Raw genomic sequence first — 21,368 nt, 5'->3', positions numbered from 1 at the left:
TTTAGAATACGTAAACCAGATTGACGGCCGCTTTGGTCGTCCCCACGTAATGATGCGGTTTGTCCTTCTCGACTCTCTTTCCGCAGCCTACGCATCGGAAGCTGTCATATTGCGTGTAGGCGTATCCCACGCCTATTTCGGCTTCGAGGTTCCAGTGCCTGCCGAGTATCCAAGCGTATCCGTAGGCGACGCCGGCGCCTATGAACCAGCCCTGATAGCGGTAGTCCGAAAGTTTCGAGAGATCGGAACCCAAGAACGAGATTCCATTTTTCACGCCTCCGATGTTGTACTGCCCTCCGTGCGCGTGGAAACCTATGAAATGTCCTGCAAAACGGTCGCAGAACCATAACCGCGCTTCGGGGCGCACGAGCCAGTGTTTCCAGCGGCGGCCGTGCGACAGCGTCCATGCGTTGAAATCGCCCGTGATGTCCAATGTCCATTTCGGGGCCAGACCGGTTTCTACTCCGAGGTTTATATTCATAAAAGCATCGGACAGTACGTTTGTTTTCAAAGCTACGCTCTGCCCCCGGACGTTCCATCCCCAGAGCGATGCGCATAACAAAAGAAAGATTCTGAATTTCATGGCCGTATCTTCGATCAGGTTCGTCTGCATGCATGTATACGGATCATCCTCAAACGGACGCTCCCGGACCGTATTCTTTCGGATACGTGCCGGGTTTCGGAACTCGGACAACTGCGTATACAAGGTTGTTCCATAGGGCAATTCTTCGATATGCCGTTTCATTCGAGATGAGTATCCGGCTGATATTCGGCAAATTCCCCCCCCCTCGTAGCTCCACAAGGCGGGTGTTACATGTAGTGGGTTGTACAAAAAGAAAGTGTGGAGCTGTTTTCGTTCATCTACAAAGAGGTTCTGACAAAACCCAGAATCGAATAAACGAATGCTTTACCCCACACTTGAATAGATACGAAAATTGCGGCGCAAAATTGTTTTGGCCGAATCTATCTAAACAAGAAAATGAGTGCTGTTCATTGCCCCGATTCACGTTGAAACTGTCAGATTTCTTTGTAAGGACAGAGTGAAAAACACTTTCCGTATGTCTGTCGGTTTGCGACAGGACAAAATTAGAAAATAATTTTCGGATTGAACAACACTCATTATGGAAATTTCATGCAAATTTCCATAAAAAAGTATTTTTTCTGCAAGAATAAAAGATATTGATTCACAATTTTATTTATATCATTTTGGGTGGAAAAATACGCTGTTCGGTCCGATTGTCAGGGGCTTTGTCCGGCTTCCGGGACGTTTTTATCTTGCCTTGCCGAAAGAAACGGCATTATGCGGGGTTTCCGGCTAAAATTTGTATCTTTGTCGGGCGCAAAGCCCGGCGTGCAATATCTTTGTCGACTGCAAATCGTCTGCCATGCTCGAAAAATTGGCCAAACAAACCGCCGTCTACGGCATCAGCACCATTGTGGTGAGGTTTCTGAGCTATCTGCTCACGCCTTACTATACCCGTATTTTCGGGCAGGAGACCTATGGTATCGTCACGGACATCTATGCCCTCATTCCGCTGGCGCTTACGCTGCTGACGATGGGCATGGAGTCGAGCTACTTCCGCTTTTCGGCCAAGGCCGAGGAGGCCGGGGGCGACGTGCGGGCCGCCAAACGCAGGCTTTTCGCCACGACATGGGGCGTTACGTCGCTCGCCGCCGTGGTGTTCTTCGTGCTTGTCGCTTCGTTCCGCAACGGCGTCGCGGGGCTGATGGGCGAGGCTTATGCCGCGCATCCCGAATATGTGGTCTGGGTGGGGCTTATCATCCTCTTCGACGTCTGGGCCTGCATCCCCTTCTCGCGGCTGCGCGAGCAGGGACGGGCGCTGCTGTTCGTCGGCATCAAGGCGCTGAACGTGGTGATGAACGTCGCGTTGGCGGTCGCTTTCGGCGTCGCCGGGCTTTTCGCTACGGAATTCGGTGTCGGTTGGGTTTTTGTCGCCAACCTGATCGCCAGCGTCGTGACGTGGCTGGTCATTCTCGCCACTGTGGACCGCACCGTGCCCAAGATCAACTGGGCGCTGCTGGCCGCGGTCTTCGCCTATTCGCTGCCTCTGCTGGTCGGCGGACTGGCGGGTACGGCCAACGAGTTCATCGACCGGCAGCTGATCAAATACCTCGTGCCCGAAGGAGCCATGGCGCAGGTAGGCATCTATGGCGCCATTACGAAGATCGCCGTGGTGATGATGCTCTTTTACCAGATGTACCGGCTCGCAGCCGAGCCGTTCTTCCTGTCGAATTTCAAGAAGTCGGATTTCGTGCAGATGAACGCCGCGGCGCTGAAATACTACGTGATGGCTTCGATGCTGATTTTCCTCGGCATCGCCTTGTTCCGCGACGTTTTCGCGCTGATCGTGGGCCGCGACTTCCGCGAGGGGATTTTCATTCTCCCGGTGGTCCTCGGAGCCAATGTGCTGACGGGCGTCTGGCTGAACCTGTCGTTCTGGTACAAACGCGAGGAGAAGACCTCGCTGGCTATCGTGGTTACGGGCGCGGGTCTGGTTTCGATGCTGGTTTTCGGCTTCTGGTGCATCCCCGTGTGGGGTTACTACGGAGCCGCATGGGCGCGGCTGGCGAGCGAATCGACGATGGTCGCCGTGAGCTGGTGGCTCAACCGCCGCTTCTATCCGACGCCCTATGACTGGCGGCGTATCGGCGAGTATGTCGCCGCGGCGCTCGCGGTTTTCGCCGTGTGCGAAGCCGTAACGGCCTGCGGCGACAATAAATTGATCGCCTATGCGTTTAATATAGTGCTGTTTGCGGCCTATGCCCTCTACCTCGTCCGCCGGGAGCGGATCGACGTTGCGGCACTGGTGAAGGCGGCCTTGAAAAGAAAATAGAAGAGCCGGCAATGCGATGAGACAAAGTGCAAAAGAGAAGATCGTCGTGCTGGCGGTGAGTTTCGCGCTCTTCGTCGGCGGGGTGCTGGCCCTCTCGATGGACCGAGGCGCGGGGCGTACGGTCGTCCTTACGTGCGTCGTGCTGGCTTTGCTGGCCGTCGCCGTGCGGCAGACGGTTTTGAAAAACGGAAAAAAGAAGTAGCGAGACATGCGGTTTGCGGATATAACGGGACAGGAGGATTTGAAACGGCATCTGGTGCAGAGCGTGGACGCCGGACGCATCAGCCACGCCCAGCTCTTCACGGGGCAGGCCGGGGCGGGGGCCCTTGCGCTGGCGGTCGCCTACGTGCAGTACCTCTGCTGCCGCCACCGCCGCGGCGGGGATTCGTGCGGCGAATGTCCCGACTGCAAGCAGATCGCTGCGCTGGCCCATCCCGACCTGCATCTGGTCTTCCCGGTCAACAAACAGGGTAAGAAGTCGGGCGAGGTGATGCGCAGCGACGAGTTCCTGCCGCTGTTCCGCGGGCTTTTCGCCGAGCGCGGCGGCTATTTCTCGGCGCAGGACTGGTACGACCGCCTCGATCTGGGCAAGACCCTCAAGGGCATGATCGCCGCGCGCGAAGCCGACGACATCATTCGCAAACTTTCGTTCAAGAGCTTCGAAGCCGACTATAAGACCATGCTGATCTGGCTGCCCGAAGCGATGAACGAGGAGGCGGCCAACAAGATTCTCAAGATTTTGGAAGAGCCGTGGGAAAAGACGCTTTTCCTGCTGATCTCCGAACAGCCCGAACGGCTGCTGCCGACCATCATTTCCCGCACGCAGGAGGTCGCCGTGCCGCGTATCGCGCCCGACGTGCTGGAGCGCGCGGCGCAGGAGCGGGGCGTTACGGACCCGGTCAAGGCCCGGAACATCGCCCGTCTGGCCGGCGGCGATCTGGTGGAGCTGCAGCACCTCGTGGCCGGCGAGAGCGACGCCCTGCGCAAAGAGAACTTCGACCTTTTCTGCGGGCTGATGCGTTTGAGCTACAACGACAAGCATCTGGAGCTGGTGACGTGGGCCGAGGAGGCCGCGCAGCTTTCGCGCGAGCAGCAGCGGGCCTTCCTGCGCGACGCTTCGCGCCTGCTGCGCGAGAGTTACATGCTCCATGCGGGCATAAACGAAATCAGCTATCTCTGGGGCGAGGAGCTGGCTTTCTGTTCCAAATTCGCCCCATTCGTCGGATCGCAGAACATCGAACCGCTCATTGCCGAGATCGAATGCGCTTTGGCGCAGATTTCGCAGAACGGAAATCCGACGATCGTATTCACCCATTTTGCGCTTTCGGTGAGCAAAATGATAAAACGACTTTGAGTTATGGCACGTGTAGTACTTTTGACCGGCGGCAATTCCGGTGATGTGAAACGGACGCTTCAGGCGGCCCAGCAGCTCGTCAACGCGAAGGTCGGCGCCGTGCTGCGCTGTTCGCACCGCTACGAAACCAAGCCTTGGGGCTTCGACGCCGACGGGGTTTTCTCCAATCAGGCGCTGGAGGTCTCGACCGACCTGCTGCCTTTGGAAGTGCTCGACGCCGTGCAGGCCATCGAACGGGAGTTGGGCCGCAACCGCGCCGCCGAAGCTGTCGAGAAAGCCCGCACGGGCGTGAACTATACCTCGCGGCCGATCGATATCGACATCCTCTTCTACGACGACGAGGTGATCGACAGCGAACGCCTTACCGTGCCGCATCCGCTCATGGGCGAACGGGAGTTCGCACTCGTGCCGCTCTGCGAGATCATGCGCCAGCGCCGCCATCCGGTTACGGGGCGGACCGTGGGGGAGATGCTCGAAGAGCTTCGTAACAAGTAAATTCCGGAGATGAAGACAAAACGAATCATATTGTTTCTTGCCGCGGCCGCGTTGTTTATGGGGTGTTTCAAAGACGTCTCGTACAAGACGACCTATGTGTTCAAGCCGCTGGAGCAGGAGAAATCGGGCGATCCGACGCAGATTCTTGCCGACGCGAAGCTCTATGCCTTTGCGGCCGACACCTCTTCGTGGGAGGTCGCTTCCTACAAGGATGCGCTCGCGGGCGTAATTTCGCAGCGGGGCAACCGCAACGAAAAGATCTCCACGCCGCTCGCCGCGGGCGAACCCTATGAGCAGGAGGGCGTCGAAGGGCTGCTCCAGATGTCGTTCGACAGATCCTCGGTGATGGTGGTCGCCGTGGACACGAAGAATGAACTTTACGGCTATACGCAGCAGGAAGTGCCGGAAAACACCCCTAAAATCTATGTCACGCTGATTTTCAAGCGGTGGAAACAGGGTTACTCCTACAAAGACGGCAAGTGGCTCATGTTCAACGATTCCTATACACCCCCGATCTATATCGACAGCCAAGTCACCGCGCAGCTTCAGGCCGAGGAGGGCGCCGAACCCACCGTGCCGTCCAACCTCAGGGTTTACGCCTATGCCGTCGATACGACCGCATGGAAGATCAACTCTTACAACGATGCGGCGCAGCGGATCATTACCTCGAAGAGCGATCCCAAGCAGACGCGGACCAGCCCCGACTTCGAAGCCTATTACTCCAAGGAGTCGGGAACCTACGGCATGAAGGTCAGCAGTCCGACGCTGATGGTGGTCGTGACCGATCCCGTCAACCAGCTCTACGCCTACTCGCAGCAGGAGGTCGAGATCGTCGAGGGCGGCCAGCCCGTAAACTTCCTTCCGGTCGTTTTCCGCCCGTGGAAGCAGGAATACCTCTATGTCGAGGAGGGCGGCTGGCGCGTGGTCAATGACAAACTGGCTCCCAAGGAGCCTGAAAAAGCAAGCAAGAGATAACGATGCAGACCCGTAAACGAAATATCCTGCGCCTGCTGCGCGCCGCAGTCCTGCTGCTCTTCGCCACGGCCTTTCTGAGCCGTTGCGCGAGCATGATGACCCCCACGGGCGGTCCCCGCGACACCCTGCCGCCGGTCATCCTGAACATGACGCCCGACAACTTCTCGGTCAACCGGCCCACCGTGCATCACGAGAAGATCTACATCGAATTCGACGAGTTCGTGCAGCTCAAGGATCAGCAGAAGGAGTTCTTCACCTCACCCCAGATGAAGAAGAAGCCGCTGGTTTCGATGCGCGGCAAAGGCATCGTCGTCCAGCTGCGCGATACGCTCGAAGCCAATACGACCTATGCGCTCAATTTCGGCAGCGCCGTGCGCGACAACAACGAGGGCAACCCCCTCTATTCGATGCGCTATGTCTTTTCGACCGGACCCACGATCGACTCGATGATCTTTTCGGGCTATACGGCCGACAGCTACAAGGCCGACTCGGTGTCGAAGTCGTTCATCTGGTTCTTCCCGGCGGATTCGGTCGAGAACGTGGCCGAATACGACTCGACGATCTTCAAGTACAAGCCCGCCGTAATCGCCCGTGCCGAAAACAACGGCATCTTCATCGCCCAAAACCTCAAGCCGATCCCCTACCGGGTTTACGCCGTTCAGGACAAGAACGACAACCAGATGTACGAACCCGGTTCCGATCAGGTCGGCTTCCTCGAAAAGAGCTACAATCCGGCCGAGATGCCCGACTTCGCCATGTGGTACGACTCGATCCGCCAATATGTCACGGCCGAGCCGCAGCTCTATCTGCGCATGTTCACCGACAAGGCGTTCCGCCGCCAGTTGCTTTCGCAGACCGAACGGCCCCTGCAGCACAAGGCGATGCTCTACTTCGGAGCTGCGCATCCGCGCATCGAACGCATCCGCTTCGACAGCATTCCCGAAGACCGCGTCATCGTCGATCCGCAGACCGTCGGGCGCGACACCATCGCCTTGTGGTTCAACATGCCCTCTTCGGCGTTGCCCGATACGATCAAGGGTGAAATCACCTACTTCAAGCACGATACGGTCAATGTCCTGCAGGAGGTTACCGAACCGCTGAAACTCTCTTGGCGGCTGATCGAGACCAAAGAGCAGGAGAAGGAGCGCGAGAAACTCGAACGCGACCGCCGCAAGGCCGAGGCGGCCGGCGAGAAGTGGGTCGAACCCAAGAAGGAGAATCCCTTCGCCTATAAGCTTCCGCTCACGGGCGAAATCAATCCTGAGAACAACCTGACCGTCGATTTCGACTATCCGCTTACCCGGCTCGATTCGGCGGCCATGCTTCTGACGCTCACCCGGTCCGACAACAGCATCGAGGACGTTCCGGTGCGCTTCGTGCGCGACACGGGCCTGCTGCGCCGCTGGCATATCGAGGCGCCGTGGACGAGCGGCGGACAATATACGCTGACCATTCCCAAGGGCGCCATTACCGACGTCGCGGGCTTCTCCAACGACTCGATCGTCAGGAAATACACGGTGCTCGATCCCGAAAAGTTCGCCACCGTGAAAATCCATGTCAAGGGCAAGGACGACAAGGCCAAATACATCCTCCAGCTGCTCGACGGCAGCAATGCGCTCAAGCAGGAGAAACGTGACGTCACCACCGGCGACTGGCAGTTCAATTACGTTCCTGCGGGGGAGATCAAATTCCGCATCATCGAGGACATGAACGGCAACGGCAAGTGGGATACGGGCAACGTGGTCGAGCGGCTCCAGCCCGAACGGGCCGAAATCTATGCCAACGACGAAGGCGAAGACACCTTTGCGACCAAGACCAACTGGGAGGTCGAATTTTCGATCGACATGAACCGGGTCTTCGCTCCGGTGACGATGGAATCGCTTTCGCGCCTGCTCGACGAGCGTGAGGCGCAGCGTTTGCGCCGCGAGGCGGAGAAACGCGCCAAGGAACCGAAAACCAACCGCAACAGCCACGACCAGAACAACCAGAACAACGGCAACGGTTTCGGAAGCTTCGGCGGTTTCGGCGGCGGCATGAACAACAGCATGAACTCTACCGGAGGCATGTTTAACCGATAGTGTTATGATAAAGAGACAACTTAAAACCCTGCTGTTTCTCGCCTTTGCCGCCGTTGCGTGGCAGGGCGCGTCGGCGCAGCATACGCTCGGCTTCACGGCAGGTTACGGCATGGCCAGCTCGCGGCTCGACCCCAAGCAGGAGATGAAGGCTATATGGGGTTCCTACACCGCCGGGCTTACGTGGCGCTATTACGGACAGCAGCTTTTCGTGGGCGGCTTCGGCATCGACCTCGAATTCCTGCAGCAGGGATTCTCGCTGGCCACCAACGCCTCGATGGTCGAGGAGAAGAAGGATTACCGCTACTACACGCGCAACGTCAATTCGATCGTGCTGCCGATCGTGTGGCAGCCCCACTTCTACCTCTTCCGCAACCATGTCCGCGTCTACCTCGAAGCGGCGGCGACTTTCTCCTATCACCTCTCTTCGACCTATGAGAACGAGGGGGCGAAAGCTTCGGGAGCGGCCGACTGGAAGGGCGACTACTCCTTCAAACTGCCGCGCGACAACCGTTGGGGCTACGGACTTGCGGGCGGCGGCGGTATCGCGCTGCTGATCCGGCGTTTCGAGATCAATGTCCGCGCCCGCTACTACTTCGGACTTTCGGACATCGTGCGCAACCGCAACAAATACGCCGACAACGGTATCGACGGTTCCGAAAACCCGTTTTGGGCGACGCCGATGCGTTCGCCGCTCGACAACCTCACCGTTTCGGTCGGGTTGAGCTACCGATTCAACAAGGAGGGCTTCTCGACGTGGAAACCGCGTCCGAAGCGCGAAAAGAACCGCGAAGTCTTCAAATACGGATTATAAAATTTCACCATCATGGAAACGACAAGACAGCAGAAAATCGCCAAACAGATACAGAAGGACGTCGCCGAAATCTTCCAGAAGGAGGGCGAGGGCATCGTCCGGGGTTCGCTCGTCACGGTCACGGCCGTGCGCGTGTCGCCCGATTTCGGTTACGCCAAGATTTACGTCAGCGTCTTCCCCTTCGGGCGCAGCGCCGCATTGATGCAGGAGCTCGACCGCAACAACAAGTTCATCCGCCACGCTTTGGGCCAGCGCATCCGCAATCAGGTCAAGAACGTGCCCGAAATCCAGTTCTTCCTCGACGATTCGCTGGAGTATATCGACCATATCGAGCAGGCGCTCAAAAACGACTAACCCTTCCGGCCTCACGCCATGCTGCCGCAGTTCTTCGCCCGCCGCTACCTCTTCTCGCCCAAATCCCGATCGGTCGTCAATCTGATTTCGGGGCTGAGCGTTGCGGCCGTAGCGATGCCCGTTGCGGCGATGATCGTCCTGCTCTCGGTCTTCAACGGCTTCGAGAGCCTCGTCAAGTCCATGTGTTCGGCCTTCGACGCCGATCTGACCGTCTCGGCCCGGCAGGGGCAGACCTTTGCGGCCGACGCGGTCGATACCGCGGCGCTGAGACGCATTCCGGGCGTGGCCGCCATGTCGTTCGTGCTGGAGGAGAGCGCCCTGCTGGAACACGGTGACCGTCAGGCCACCGCGACGGTCCGCGGCGTCGATGACGCCTACGAAACGGTTTTCCCGTTGTCCGATGCCGTTGCTGCCGGAGAGTACCGGGTGCGGGTGGGCGACCTCGAACGGCTCGTCATCGGTCAGTCGATGGCCTACATGCTCGGCGTGCGGACGCTGGCCGACGCCGACGTCGGCGTTTACGCCGTGCGGCGGGGAAGCTTTTCGTCGCTGCTGCCGTTCGACAACTATACGCGGCGAACGATCCCCCTCGGCGGGGTCTATACGCTCGACCTCGAAACCGAACGGACCTATGTCCTCGCTTCGCTGCGCATGGCGCAGGAGCTTTTCAGCCGTCCCGGCCGGGTTTCGGGGCTGGTGGTGCGCCTGCGCGACGGCGCCGATGCCGTGCAGGTCCGCGACGCCGTGGCGCAGCAGCTGGGCGGCGATTACCGGGTCCGCACCCGCTACGAATTGCGGGCTTCGTTCTACCGGATCATGACCTACGAGAAGTGGGGCATCTTCTTCATCTCGCTGCTGGTTCTGGTCGTCGCTTCGTTTTCGGTCGTCGGGTCGCTGGCGATGCTGATCGTCGAGAAGCGGCGTGACATCGGGACCCTGCGCGCGCTGGGCGCCGATACGACGCTCGTGCGGTCGATATTCCGCAGCGAAGGGTTGCTTATCTGCGCTCTCGGCGCGGCGCTGGGCGTGGCGCTGGGCGTCGGTGCGACGCTTTTGCAGCAGCACTTCGGGCTGATCGAGATTCCGGCCGAAACGTTCCTCACGAAGAGTTATCCCGTCGAATTCCGTCCGGGCGACCTTGCGGCGGTGCTTGCCGCTTTCGGCGTGGTCGCCTGTGTTATTTCGAATATTACCGTGCGCAGCATGATAAAAACCAACGTTAAGCTATGAAACGTATTGTCCGCATATTCCTCTGCATGTTCCTGCTCGTTCTGGCCGGAGCCTGCGCCCGCCACAAGATCATTCCCGACAGGAAACTGGCGCAGATTTTTCACGACGCTTTCCTCGCCAACGCCTATATCGGCAGCGAACAGGTGGACATCGATTCGCTGAATATCTACGAACCGATCTTCGCCGGTTACGGCTATACCACCGAGGACGTCTACTACACCATCGGCAACTTCTCGAAACGCAAGAGCGCCCGTCTGGGCGACGTGGTCGAGCTGGCGATCGAAATGCTCGAAGCCGAGGGCAAATATTACAACCGCGAAGTCGCCATCCTCGACACGATCGACAACGTCGCCTGCCGGAGTTTCACCCGCACGGTCTACGCCGACTCGCTGATCCGCGTCGGCTCGCTGCGCGATACGGCCCGCCTGCGGTTCTCCGTCGACGTGCGGCCCGGCGAGTACAACCTGAGTCTCAAATACCTCGTCGATTCGCTTGACCGCAACGAAAAGGGCCTGCGGGGCGTGGTGTGGCTCGAACGCCGCGACAGCACCCGCACCAACGTCTATACGACGACCCTGCGCCGCGACCGGCAGGAGAATTTCACCCGCCGCTTTACGGTCGATACCACCCACCGGCGGCTATGGGTCGATTTCATCGAGTTCCGCGGGAAGCCCCAGCGTCCTTCGCTGACGGTCAGCGACCTGAAGATCGACTATACGCCCGAAACCTCCGCTGCCGTGGACAGTCTCTACATGCAGCAGCTCGACATCCGTATTTTCGCCGATGAATTCTTCCGCGCAGCCATCCCGACGGATAGCCTCTAACCTGCTCTGGACGCCGCAGGGACTCGTCCGCAACCCGCTCGTCGAAGTTGCGGCGGACGGTCGTGTCCTCTCCGTGCGGACCTGCTCCGCACCCGACCGTATGCCGGGCACCGAGTTCTACTCCGGTGTTTTGGCGCCGGGACTGGTCAATGCCCACTGCCACCTCGAACTCTCCTACCTGCGCGGCGCGATTCCCGAAGGGTGCGGTTTTGCGGGTTTCGCCGGAGCCATGGGACAGGTCCGGGAGCGGTTCGGCCCCGAAGAACGGCTGCGGGCCGTAGCGGCGGCCGACGCCGCCATGTGGCAGGCCGGAGTGCAGGCCGTCGGCGACATCTCCAACGGCGATACGACCTTCTCCGTCAAAGAGCGCAGCCGCGTCGCCTATCATACATTCATCGAATTTTTCGGTTTGCGTCTGGCGTCGGCCGACTCCGTGCGGCCCCTGCTCCGCCATCCGCATACCTCGCTGACGCCCCATTCGCTCTATTCGGTACAGGATGCGCCCCTGCGGGCGATCGCGGCCGAGGGCGCCGCGCCGTTGTCGGTCCATTTCATGGAGTCGCCCGCCGAATCCGAGCTTTTCGTCCGCCGCGGCCCGCTTTGGGAGTGGTACCGGAAGGTCGGCTTCACCTGCGACTTCCTGCATTACGGCTCTCCGGCCGAACGGCTCGTCGCAAGCGTACCCCGCGACCGCCGCGTGATACTGGTGCATAACTGCTGCGTTACGCAGCGCGACATCGACCTCGTCATGAACCATTTCACGGCTCCCGTCCGGTGGTGTCTCTGCCCCCGCTCCAACCGCTATATTTCGCGTCTCGAACCGCCCGTCGAACTGCTGCGCCGCAACCGGCTCGACATCTGTCTGGGCACCGACTCGCTGGCCTCGAACGACCGGCTGTCGGTATTCGAAGAGATGCGCATGTTCCCGGAGGTGCCGCTGCCCGAACTGCTTTCGTGGGCTGCCGAAGGCGGTGCGCTGGCATTGGATATGGATGACGAGCTGGGCGAAGTAGCGCCCGGCCGCCGCTGCGGACTGACGGTCATTTCGGGACTCGACTACGATACGATGCGTCTGACCCCGGCGTCCCGGATACGGAGAATCCTGTAATATAAAATAAGGAGGAGGCCCGCAAAGACCTCCTCCTTTCGTTTCGGACGTTTCCCCTCCTATTTGTTCAACGCATTGCAGATGCGTTCGTTGATCCTGCGGATGCGCTCCGGCTCGACCTTCATCACCTTGCGGTCGTAGGTCATCAGGCCGTTCACCTCCACCTCGACGTCGGTCGTCTGCGTGTAGACCGCCGCTGCGAATCCGCGCCCGATCAGCTTGTAGAGCATGTCGGCGTATTTCTCGTATTCGTCCGTCACCTCCTTGGGCGAGTTCAGGCGGACATAGCCCCAGTTGCGGTCGGGTTCCCAAAGGTGCTCTTTCATCACCAGCCCGATGCCGCCGTATTCGCCCAGCACCGTCGCGCGGTTGGTGTCGAGCAGCGTCATGCGCGGGTGCGGATAGTGGTGCGTGTCGAGGATGTCGCCCGTCAGGTAGTGGTTGCCGCCGCTGGCGGGATTGACCAGACGCGAAGGGTCGTAAGCCTTGGTCCATTCGGCGATTTCGGGAGCCTTGAACTGTCCCCACGCCTCGTTGAAGGGCACCCATACGCCGATCGAGGGAACCGAGTAGAGGCAGTCGATGATCTCTTTCCACTCCTTGCGGAAGTTGGCTTCCGACTCTGCCGAGCGGTGTTTCTCCGCGCCGTTGAAGTAGTTGTGCATCTGCCACTGGGGACCTTGGTCGCCGTTGGGCATATCCTGCCATACGATCATGCCCAGCTTGTCGCAATGGTAGTACCAGCGCGCCGGTTCGACCTTCACGTGCTTGCGGATCATATTGTAACCCAGCTCCTTGGTCTTTACGACGTCGAACGCCAGCGCTTCGTCCGACGGGGCGGTATAGAGTCCGTCGGGCCACCAGCCCTGATCCAGCGGACCGAACTGGAACAGCGGTTCGTTGTTCAGCTCCAGACGTACGATGTCGTTTTCGTCGCGGCCGATCGAGAATTTGCGCATCGCCGTGTAGCTCTGCACCTCGTCCACCTTCCTGCCGTTGCGCACCAGCGCCACTTCCATATCGTAGAGGAACGGCGATGCGGGACTCCACAACTTAGGCTCCGCCACGTTCAGCTCCACGGGCGCACCGCTGAGCGCACGGCCCTCGGCTACCTTCGTGCCGTTGTCGTAAAGACGCACTTCGATCACGTCGCCCGGCTGCGCGCCGCAGGCGGCCGTCTCCACGCGAAACAGTTTGCGGTCGAGGTCGGGCGTGGTTCGGATGTTCCTGATGTACTGCTGCGGCACGGCTTCGAGCCATACCGTCTGCCAGATGCCGCTCACGGGGGTGTACCAGATGCCTTCGGGACGGTTTACCTGCTTGCCGCGGGGCTGGCAGCCCGCGTCGGTGGGGTCCCATACGCGTACCTTCAGCTCGTTGTCGCCCTTCTTGAGCGCCGCCGTGATGTCGAATTCGAACGGCGTGAAGCCGCCGGTGTGCGTTCCCACGCAGACGCCGTTCACCCAAACGTCGGCTTTCCAGTCCACTGCGCCGAAGTGCAGCAGCACGCGTTTGCCGTTCCATTTCGGGGAGATCGTGAAGGTGCGGTTGTACCAGAGTTCGTTCCGGTCGCCCAGACGCTTGCCGACCCCTGAGAGGCTCGACTCCACGGCGAACGGCACCAGAATCTGCCCGTCGTATTTTTCGGGCGTCTCTCCCATCGGGAGAATCGCGTAATTCCAGAGCCCGTTGAGGTTCTGCCAGCCGTCCTGCACCTGCGTGCGCGTCATCTGCGGACGCGGGTATTCGGGCAGTACGTTCTGCGGGTCGAGTTTTTCGCCCCACTCGGTGCCGATGCGGTCGCCTGCGGGCTGCCACTGGGCCGCGCCTGCCAGAGTTGTCAGCAGGGCCGCGGCGGTCAGGAGAATGTTTTTCTTCATGTTTCGGTTATTATCAGGTTAATATATCGTTTCAAACAGTACAAATTTAAGTCATCTTGCCGGGAAAACAGTCCGCATCCATGCACAAAAAGTATGTTTGACACGCCCTGACGCTTGCGAAAACGTATTTTTCCGTACTTTCAGCCCCTGCGGCCGGATGTGCCGGCCGGGGATGCGGCATTTTTGGACAAACGATAAAAAGCCCTATCTTTGTAAACGTCTAACCGGAACCGAAGTGGAAGATTCGACATTGATAGCAAGGGTGAAAGCCGGCGACCGCGGCGCTTTCAACGAACTTTACGGCATCTACTGGGCGTCGCTCGTCAATTATGCCGGTCTGTTCGTCGGGGACGACGGGGCGGAGGATGTCGTACAGGACGTCTTCGTGCGCGTGTGGCTCCGCCGCGACAACCTGCGCGACGACGGCACGCTGCAGGGCTACCTGCTCCGCTCGGTCTACCACGCTTCGCTCAACGCCCTCAAGAAGGGCGCCAACGCCACGGCCTACCGGTCGTGGGTGGCGCAGCAGATCGAACAGAGCTGTTACGCCCATTACGATCCCGACGACAGCGAGGTGATCCGCAAACTCTACTCGCAGGAGATCGCCGGCCAAATCGATGCGGCGGTCGAGTCGTTGTCGCCCAAGTGCCGCGAGGTGTTCCGCATGAGCCATATCGAAGGACTTTCGAACCGTGAGATCAGCGAACGGCTGGGCATTACGCTTTCGACCGTCGAAAACCATATCTACAATGCCCTGAAGCAGCTCCGACAAAAATTAAGTCACTATAAGATGCTGATTCTCTTGACAATGTATATTCTTGGCAGATAATTTTTCATTTTTGCATAGGTGATTTGCCCCGGCGAGGTGTATTTAGGGTAGAAACCCAATATTCCGAACCGTGAAACAAGACGACACGACCGCCCGTTTCGACGAGCAACTGCTCGTTGCCTACTTCTCCGGCACCACGACTGCTGAGGAGGAGCAGGCGTTGCTGGCGTGGATTCGCAGCAGCGATGACAACCGCCGTACCTTTGCCGAGCTGCGCGCCGTCTGGCAGCGCGGCCGCATGCAGCGTCCCGATACGCAGCTGCAGGCCCGTTTCGTGCGTTCGCTCAACAGCCTCAACCGGCGGATCGACGCTCTCGGCGCCGACGCTCCGCTCCGCAGGAGCCGTCGTATTCCGCTGCGCCGCTTTGCAGCGGCGGCAATCGTCGCCGTGGCGCTCGCCGCGGCTTTCATGACCTACCGGGTCGCCACCGCACCTTTCGTCCATCGTTTCCACAACGCCGATACCGTGGCCATGCACGTGGCCATGCCCGACGGCACCGACGTCTGGCTCAGCCCCGGTACGACGCTCTCCTACGACGATACGTTCCGCATCGACGGCCGCAATGTCGAACTCGACGGCGAGGCCTATTTCGACGTCACGCACGATGCCGGACAACCCTTCGTCGTCACCGCGCCCGCATTCCGGGTCCGCGTGCTCGGCACGGTCTTCAACGTCCGCTCCTTCAGCGGCGAACCGGTCGCCGAAGCCACGCTGGCCGAAGGCTCCGTGGCCCTGCAGCACGCCGGCGGCCGCAACCTGATCTGCCTGCATCCCGGCCAGCAGGCCGTCTATGACGCCGAGGCCGAGCTGCTCGAAGTCAACGAAGTGCCCGTGGGCGACCTGCTGCTGATCCGTTACGGGGTCGTCACCCTCGACAATGCCACGCTGCCCGAAATCGTCGCGCGCATCGAACGGACCTACGGCGTAAGCCTGCGCATCGGGGCGCAGCAGATACCCGGCGAACGCTACAATTTCAGTTTCCAGAAGGACGCTTCGGTCGAAGACGTCGTGGAGCTGCTGCAGTTCGTGTCGGGCTGTCGTTTCGAAATAATTCAGCTGAATCGATAAATAGTAACCCAACCCCAAATCCGCTCAGCCTATGGAACAAGAGTCTTTTGCTATCCTTTAGTCCGAACCCGCCGTTCGGACCGGCCTTAAAACAAACTTCTTCCTTTATTCTAATCTGAAACATAATGAAAAAATCGATTACTTCACTCCTGAAAGGGTGGTGTGCGGCTCTGTTATGCGCCGGCCTGACGCTCCCGTCGTTCGCGGCGGCCGATGCCGACGCCGCTTTCGCCGCGCAGCGCCACGATCTGAAACTGTCGCTGCACAACGCTCCCCTGCGCGAGGTGGTGACGGCTTTCACCCAACAGACGGGCGTGGTCTTTTCCTATGAAACTTCGCTCGGCGAACGTACCCTTCCCCATGTGGACGTCGCGCTGAACGGCTCGACGCTCGACGAGATGCTGGCTTCGGTATTCGCCGGCACCGGCATTTCCTATAAGATCAAGGACAAGGTGGTTGCTCTGTCCGCGCCTCCGCAGTCCGATGCGCCGGCTGCGCGCAGCGCCGCGCAGCAGCGGAAGCAGACCGTCGCCGGCCGTGTGACCGACGAACAGGGCGAACCGCTGGCCGGCGTGAGCGTGCTGGTGAAAAACACCCTTACGGGCACCTCCACCGATGCCGATGGCCGCTACTCGCTCTCCGTTTCCGGAAGCAGCGCCGTGCTGGTCTTCATGTACTTGGGATTCCAGACCCTCGAAGAGGAGGTCGGCGCCCGGAGTACGCTCGACGTGACGCTGCGCGAGAACAAGCAGATCCTCGAAGAGGTGGTCGTCGTGGGCTACGGTTCGGTCAAGCGCCGCGACCTGATCGGCGCCGTGGATCAGGTGGACAGCAGGCAGTTCGCCGAACGCTCCAATCCGAGCGTCTCGCGTTCGCTGCAGGGCGCCATCCCCAACCTCAATATCTCGATGCGCGACGGCAAGCCTTCGCGCGCGGCGACCATCGACATTCGCGGTACCGGCTCGATCGGTTCGGGCGGCGGAGCGCTGGTGCTGATCGACGGTGTCGAGGGCGACCTCGAAACGGTCAATCCGCAGGACATCGCCAGCGTATCGGTGCTCAAGGACGCATCGTCGGCCGCCATTTACGGCGCCCGCGGCGCTTTCGGCGTGATTCTCGTGACTACCAAGTCGGCTTCCGAAGGCGAGGTGAACGTCACCTACAGCGGCAGTTTCTCAATCCACTCGCGCACCGTCAAGCCCAACCTCGTGACCGACGGTTACGAGTGGACGACGGGTTATATCAACGCATGGAACGGCTACTACAACGGTTCGAAGGAGCTCAATTCGACGATCAACAACATCGTGCCCTATTCCGATTCGTGGTACCGGGAACTCGCCCGCCGCAGTACGGATCCCTCGCTCGAAAGCGTGCGCATCAACGACAACGGCAAATACGAATATTTCGGCAATACCGACTGGACCAAAGCCTTCTACAAGGACGTGAACTATTCGCACGAGCACAACCTGAGCATTTCGGGCGGCGGCAAAAACGCCGATTATTACGTTTCGGGCCGCTTTTACGATCAGGACGGCATCTACCGCGTCGGCGACGAACGCTACAAGCAGTATAACGTGCGGGCCAAAGGCAGCGTGCGCATCCGCCCGTGGCTGCGTCTGAACAACAACATGGACTTCACGGTCGTGGACTACCACCAGCCGATGCTCTACTACAGCAACCAGCTCGTGCCGCGCATGGTCGAACACTCCGGCCAGCCCGTCAGCCTGATTACCAATCCCGACGGCACGTGGACCTATGCCGCCGTGCTGAACGGTTACGCCGGGTTCGCCGAAGGGACGAGCTACCAGCAGGAGGATAAATTCACGCTCAAGGACAAGCTCGGCGTCGAGATCGACCTCGTGAAAGACGTGCTCAAGGTCTCCGGCGACCTGTCTTACCTCTTTTCGCGCAACACGCGCGAACGCGTGACCAACATGTACACCGGCTATACCGGACCCGAATCGACCATCACGGTCAATGAAAGTCAGGGCAGCACGCTCCAGAACGTCCGTTACGACATGAACTATGTTTCGAGCAACATCTATGCGGAATACACCCCCAAACTGGGCGACGACCACTCGCTCAAACTTTTGGGCGGCTGGAATCTCGAAAAGAAGAAATACCGCACCCTGACCGTCAAGCGCGAGGGGCTGACCGTTCCTTCGAAGCCCAGTTTCGGGCTGATGGACGGCGTGACGAGCGACCCCACGGTCGGCGGTTACGACTGGAGCTACGTCGGAGCCTTCTTCCGCGCCAATTACGGCTACAAGGGGCGCTACCTCGCCGAGTTCAGCTGCCGCTACGACGGCTCGTCGAAATTCCCCCAGAATTCGAAGTGGGGCTTCTTCCCCTCGGCTTCGGTGGGCTGGCGGCTCTCCGAAGAGAAGTTCATGGGGTGGTCCGAGGGCTGGCTCGACAACTTCAAGATCCGCCTTTCCGCCGGTTCGATGGGCAACGGCAACATCGACCCCTACAAGTATATCGACTACATGACCCTCAAGTCCTCGACCGTGGTCATCGGCAATGCGCTGGGAACCTACACCGTCGCTCCGGGCGCCATTCCGCTCTCGCTCACGTGGGAGACCTCGACCACGTACGACGTCGGCGCCGATCTGGACCTCTTCAAGAACCGCCTGACGATGGGCTTCGACTGGTACCGCCGCTATACGACCGATATGTACACCGTCGGCGTGAGCCTGCCCGCCGTGTACGGCACGGCGGCCCCCAAGGGCAACAACGCCTCGCTGAAGACCAATGGCTGGGAGCTCTCCGTAGGCTGGCGCGACAGCTTCAGACTGGCCGGCAAGGAGTTCCGCTACGGCGTCAAGGCGATGGTCTGGGATTCGCGTACGTGGGTGACCAAATACATCAACCCCACGGGCAACCTCGACGACTATTACGAAGGCATGGAGCTGGGCGAAATCTGGGGTTACCGCGTCGAGGGCCTTTTCCGCGATCAGGACGACATCGACTCCCACGCCACGCAGTCCTTCCTGCAATCCTCCGACAAGGTGACGCGCCCCGGTCAGGTCAAGTTCGCCGACCTGAACGAGGACGGCAAGATCGATCAGGGCGCCAAGACGCTCTCCGACCACGGCGACCTGACCGTCATCGGCAACACCTCGGCCCGCTACCATTACGGCATCAACGTCAATCTGAACTGGAACGGCATCGGCATTTCGACCTTCTGGCAGGGCGTCGCCAAGAAGAACTGGTATCCACGCTACGATTCGGGTTACTTCTGGGGGCAGTACAACCGTCCGTTCGGCTACATGCTCAAGGCCCATACGGGCAGCAACGTCTACAGTGAGGAGCTGGACAACTGGGACACGGCCTACTGGCCCCGCTATTCGGCTTACCAGACCAACGAAAGCTCGGTGAACCGCGTGCTGACCACGCCCAACGACCGCTACATGCAGGACGTGTCGTACATCCGCCTGAAAAACCTGACCGTCGATTACACCTTCCCGGCCCATATCTGCCGCAAGATGCGGATCAAGGGGCTGAAGGTCTATGTTTCGGGCGAGAACCTCTGGACCTCCTCGCCGATGTTCAAATACTGCGACAACTACGACCCCGAAGTCATCAACGCGGGCGACTCCGACTTCCGTACGACCGAGGGCGACGGTTACAGCTATCCGATGCTGCGCACCGTGACGCTGGGTCTCAACCTCACGTTCTAATTCTCAAACCATGCAAACGATGAAAAAGCTGTTTCTGATTCTGTCGGTCGCCGCGGGGCTTGTCTCCTGCGAGGATTTCCTGACCGCCGGAGACCCCAATAAGATCAACGCTCCCTCCTATTTCCGCAACGAGAGCGATCTGGAGGCCTATGCCAACGGATTTCTGCAAACCATGATCCCGACCGCCATTTCCGTGGCCACGGGCGACGCCCGCGCCGACTACATGGCTTGGCGCGGCGAGTGGCAGTACCTCACCGACAACTTCGACGCCGACGACCAGTCGGGCTGGTCCACGGGCAGCTGGGAGGACCTGCGCAACATCAACTACTTCCTCGGCAACTTCCGCCGGGCTGCGGCCGGCGAGGCGATTCTCGACCATTACGAAGGCGTCGCACGCTTTTGGCGCGCCTATTTCTACATGAACAAGGTCAAGACCTTCGGGGCCGTGCCGTGGTATGACAGGGAGATCGACGCCAACGACCGCGAGGCGCTCTACAAGCCGCGCGATTCGCGGGAATACGTCATCCGCAAGGTGCTCGAAGACCTCGATTTCGCCTCGACGCACTGCATCACCAACGCCAAGCTCGAAGTCAATTCGGTGCGCATCACCCGCAACGTGGCGCTGGCCTTCAAGGCCCGCTGCTGTCTCTACGAAGGCACTTTCCGCAAATACCACGCGAACGATCCCTCGACCGGCAAGCCGTGGACGGCCGACGAGTCGGAGATGTACCTCCGGGCCTGCGCCGACGCCTGCGAAACGCTGATGGGCGAGGGCAAATATGCGCTGGTTTCCGATCCGGCCAAGGTCGCCACGCAATACCGGAGTCTGTTCACCAGCGAGAGCGTCGCCTCCGGCGAGGTCATCTGGGCGCGCGCCTACGACGCTTCGCTCAACGCCACGCATATCCTCAATACCTATTTCGTGAATATGCAGTACGGCAGTTACTCGCTCACGCGCCAGTTCGTCAATACCTACCTCAACCGGGACGGCAGCCGTTTCACCGACAAGGCGGGGTATGAGAAAACCCTCTTTGCCGACGAGTTCGAAAACCGCGACTACCGCCTGATGCAGAGCATCCGCTATCCGGGCTATACGCGCAGGAACAACAACGTCAATACGCCCTACGCCCCCGATTTCGGCTACTGCGTGACGGGCTACCAGCCCATCAAGTGGGTCATCGACGACACCTCGATGGACAGCAATACGGCTCCCTGCGCCACCAGCATCCCGATCCTGCGCTATGCCGAGGTGCTGCTCAACTACGCCGAGGCCAAGGCCGAACTGGGCGAATTCAGCGAGACGGTCTGGAACGCCACGATCAAACTCCTGCGCGAACGCGCCGGGGTGGACGGCGCGATGCCTTCGGCCTACGATCCCTACATGGCCGAATACTTTCTCAACACCACGACCGACATGGCCATCTTGGAGATCCGCCGCGAACGCGGCATCGAGCTGCTGCTCGAAAACTGCCGTTGGGACGACGACATGCGCTGGGGTATGGGGCGGCTGCTGGAACGCCCGTGGTATGGCGTCTATGTGGGCGAGCTGGGCAAGGTCTACGACATGGACGGCGACGGTTCGGGCGACGTCTGCTTCGTGCGCGAAAATCCCCCGGTGACGGAGCCGGGCGTGACCTACCGGGTGCTGGGCGGCGACTATGCGCTTACCGACGGCGACAGCGGCTATATCGAGTGCTACATCCGCATGAACCGCAAGTGGGACGATAAGAAGTACGTGCGGCCGATCCCGACCACGGCCCTCAACGACAATCCCGCGCTGGGCCAGAATCCGGGCTGGAAGAAATAAACGATTGCGAACCTGA

General features: G+C 59.9%; 17 protein-coding genes. 15 read left to right on the top strand and 2 right to left on the bottom strand.

The window, feature by feature from the left end:
* Position 1: 1 nt before the first annotated feature.
* On the bottom strand, positions 2–583 hold the full coding sequence (locus ALFI_RS06900) for a DUF3575 domain-containing protein (RefSeq protein ID WP_193559114.1): 582 nt from the start codon (positions 581–583) through the stop codon (positions 2–4).
* 802 nt (positions 584–1,385) lie between these two features.
* Between ALFI_RS06900 and ALFI_RS06895 the strand changes: the two genes are divergently transcribed.
* The 11 genes from ALFI_RS06895 to ALFI_RS06845 are packed head-to-tail and all read left to right on the top strand — an operon-like array spanning position 1,386 to position 12,084.
* Entirely contained in the window at positions 1,386–2,855 is a 1,470-nt protein-coding gene (locus ALFI_RS06895; RefSeq protein WP_014775293.1) for a lipopolysaccharide biosynthesis protein, read from the top strand.
* A 16-nt stretch (positions 2,856–2,871) separates the two neighbouring features.
* Entirely contained in the window at positions 2,872–3,057 is a 186-nt protein-coding gene (locus ALFI_RS06890) for a hypothetical protein (protein ID WP_014775292.1), read from the top strand.
* 6 nt (positions 3,058–3,063) lie between these two features.
* Entirely contained in the window at positions 3,064–4,209 is a 1,146-nt protein-coding gene (locus ALFI_RS06885; protein ID WP_014775291.1) for a DNA polymerase III subunit, read from the top strand.
* A gap of 3 nt (positions 4,210–4,212) precedes the next feature.
* On the top strand, positions 4,213–4,704 hold the full coding sequence (gene folK, locus ALFI_RS06880) for a 2-amino-4-hydroxy-6-hydroxymethyldihydropteridine diphosphokinase (protein ID WP_009599135.1): 492 nt from the start codon (positions 4,213–4,215) through the stop codon (positions 4,702–4,704).
* Positions 4,705–4,713: 9 nt separating this feature from the next.
* Complete coding sequence (locus ALFI_RS06875) at positions 4,714–5,679, top strand: hypothetical protein (protein WP_014775290.1); 966 nt, start codon at positions 4,714–4,716, stop codon at positions 5,677–5,679.
* Positions 5,680–5,681: 2 nt separating this feature from the next.
* Positions 5,682–7,757 carry an Ig-like domain-containing domain gene (locus tag ALFI_RS06870; protein WP_014775289.1) on the top strand — a complete coding sequence of 692 codons (2,076 nt, stop codon included), beginning with the start codon at positions 5,682–5,684 and terminating at the stop codon, positions 7,755–7,757.
* Positions 7,758–7,761: 4 nt separating this feature from the next.
* Positions 7,762–8,568, top strand: coding sequence for an outer membrane beta-barrel protein (locus ALFI_RS06865; protein WP_014775288.1), 807 nt, complete (start codon positions 7,762–7,764; stop codon positions 8,566–8,568).
* A gap of 12 nt (positions 8,569–8,580) precedes the next feature.
* A complete protein-coding gene (gene rbfA / locus ALFI_RS06860; protein WP_009599109.1) occupies positions 8,581–8,922 on the top strand; it encodes a 30S ribosome-binding factor RbfA in 342 nt (113 codons plus the stop codon).
* Between the two features lie 18 nt (positions 8,923–8,940).
* Positions 8,941–10,152 carry an ABC transporter permease gene (locus ALFI_RS06855; RefSeq protein WP_014775287.1) on the top strand — a complete coding sequence of 404 codons (1,212 nt, stop codon included), beginning with the start codon at positions 8,941–8,943 and terminating at the stop codon, positions 10,150–10,152.
* Complete coding sequence (locus tag ALFI_RS06850; RefSeq protein ID WP_014775286.1) at positions 10,149–10,976, top strand: hypothetical protein; 828 nt, start codon at positions 10,149–10,151, stop codon at positions 10,974–10,976. The genes ALFI_RS06855 and ALFI_RS06850 overlap by 4 nt, the downstream gene beginning before the upstream one ends.
* On the top strand, positions 10,936–12,084 hold the full coding sequence (locus ALFI_RS06845) for an amidohydrolase family protein (RefSeq protein WP_014775285.1): 1,149 nt from the start codon (positions 10,936–10,938) through the stop codon (positions 12,082–12,084). The genes ALFI_RS06850 and ALFI_RS06845 overlap by 41 nt, the downstream gene beginning before the upstream one ends.
* A 59-nt stretch (positions 12,085–12,143) precedes the next feature.
* On the opposite strand, the gene ALFI_RS06840 is transcribed toward ALFI_RS06845, so the two are convergent.
* A complete protein-coding gene (locus tag ALFI_RS06840; protein WP_014775284.1) occupies positions 12,144–13,964 on the bottom strand; it encodes a glycoside hydrolase family 2 protein in 1,821 nt (606 codons plus the stop codon).
* Positions 13,965–14,199: 235 nt separating this feature from the next.
* Here ALFI_RS06840 and ALFI_RS06835 point away from each other — a divergent pair, with 235 nt between their 5' ends.
* The 4 genes from ALFI_RS06835 to ALFI_RS06820 all read left to right on the top strand — a co-directional run bounded on the left by ALFI_RS06835 (position 14,200) and on the right by ALFI_RS06820 (position 21,352).
* Positions 14,200–14,793 carry an RNA polymerase sigma-70 factor gene (locus ALFI_RS06835; protein ID WP_042493394.1) on the top strand — a complete coding sequence of 198 codons (594 nt, stop codon included), beginning with the start codon at positions 14,200–14,202 and terminating at the stop codon, positions 14,791–14,793.
* Positions 14,794–14,863: 70 nt separating this feature from the next.
* Positions 14,864–15,862: a FecR family protein gene (locus ALFI_RS06830; protein ID WP_014775282.1), complete on the top strand. Its 999-nt coding sequence runs from the start codon at positions 14,864–14,866 to the stop codon at positions 15,860–15,862.
* A 125-nt stretch (positions 15,863–15,987) separates the two neighbouring features.
* Entirely contained in the window at positions 15,988–19,545 is a 3,558-nt protein-coding gene (locus tag ALFI_RS06825; protein ID WP_014775281.1) for a SusC/RagA family TonB-linked outer membrane protein, read from the top strand.
* Between the two features lie 19 nt (positions 19,546–19,564).
* Positions 19,565–21,352 carry a RagB/SusD family nutrient uptake outer membrane protein gene (locus tag ALFI_RS06820; RefSeq protein ID WP_014775280.1) on the top strand — a complete coding sequence of 596 codons (1,788 nt, stop codon included), beginning with the start codon at positions 19,565–19,567 and terminating at the stop codon, positions 21,350–21,352.
* Positions 21,353–21,368 lie beyond the last annotated feature (16 nt).

Source organism: Alistipes finegoldii DSM 17242 (assembly GCF_000265365.1).
Classification (GTDB): Bacteria; Bacteroidota; Bacteroidia; order Bacteroidales; family Rikenellaceae; genus Alistipes; species Alistipes finegoldii.
This window is presented reverse-complemented; position numbering and strand designations above follow the sequence as displayed.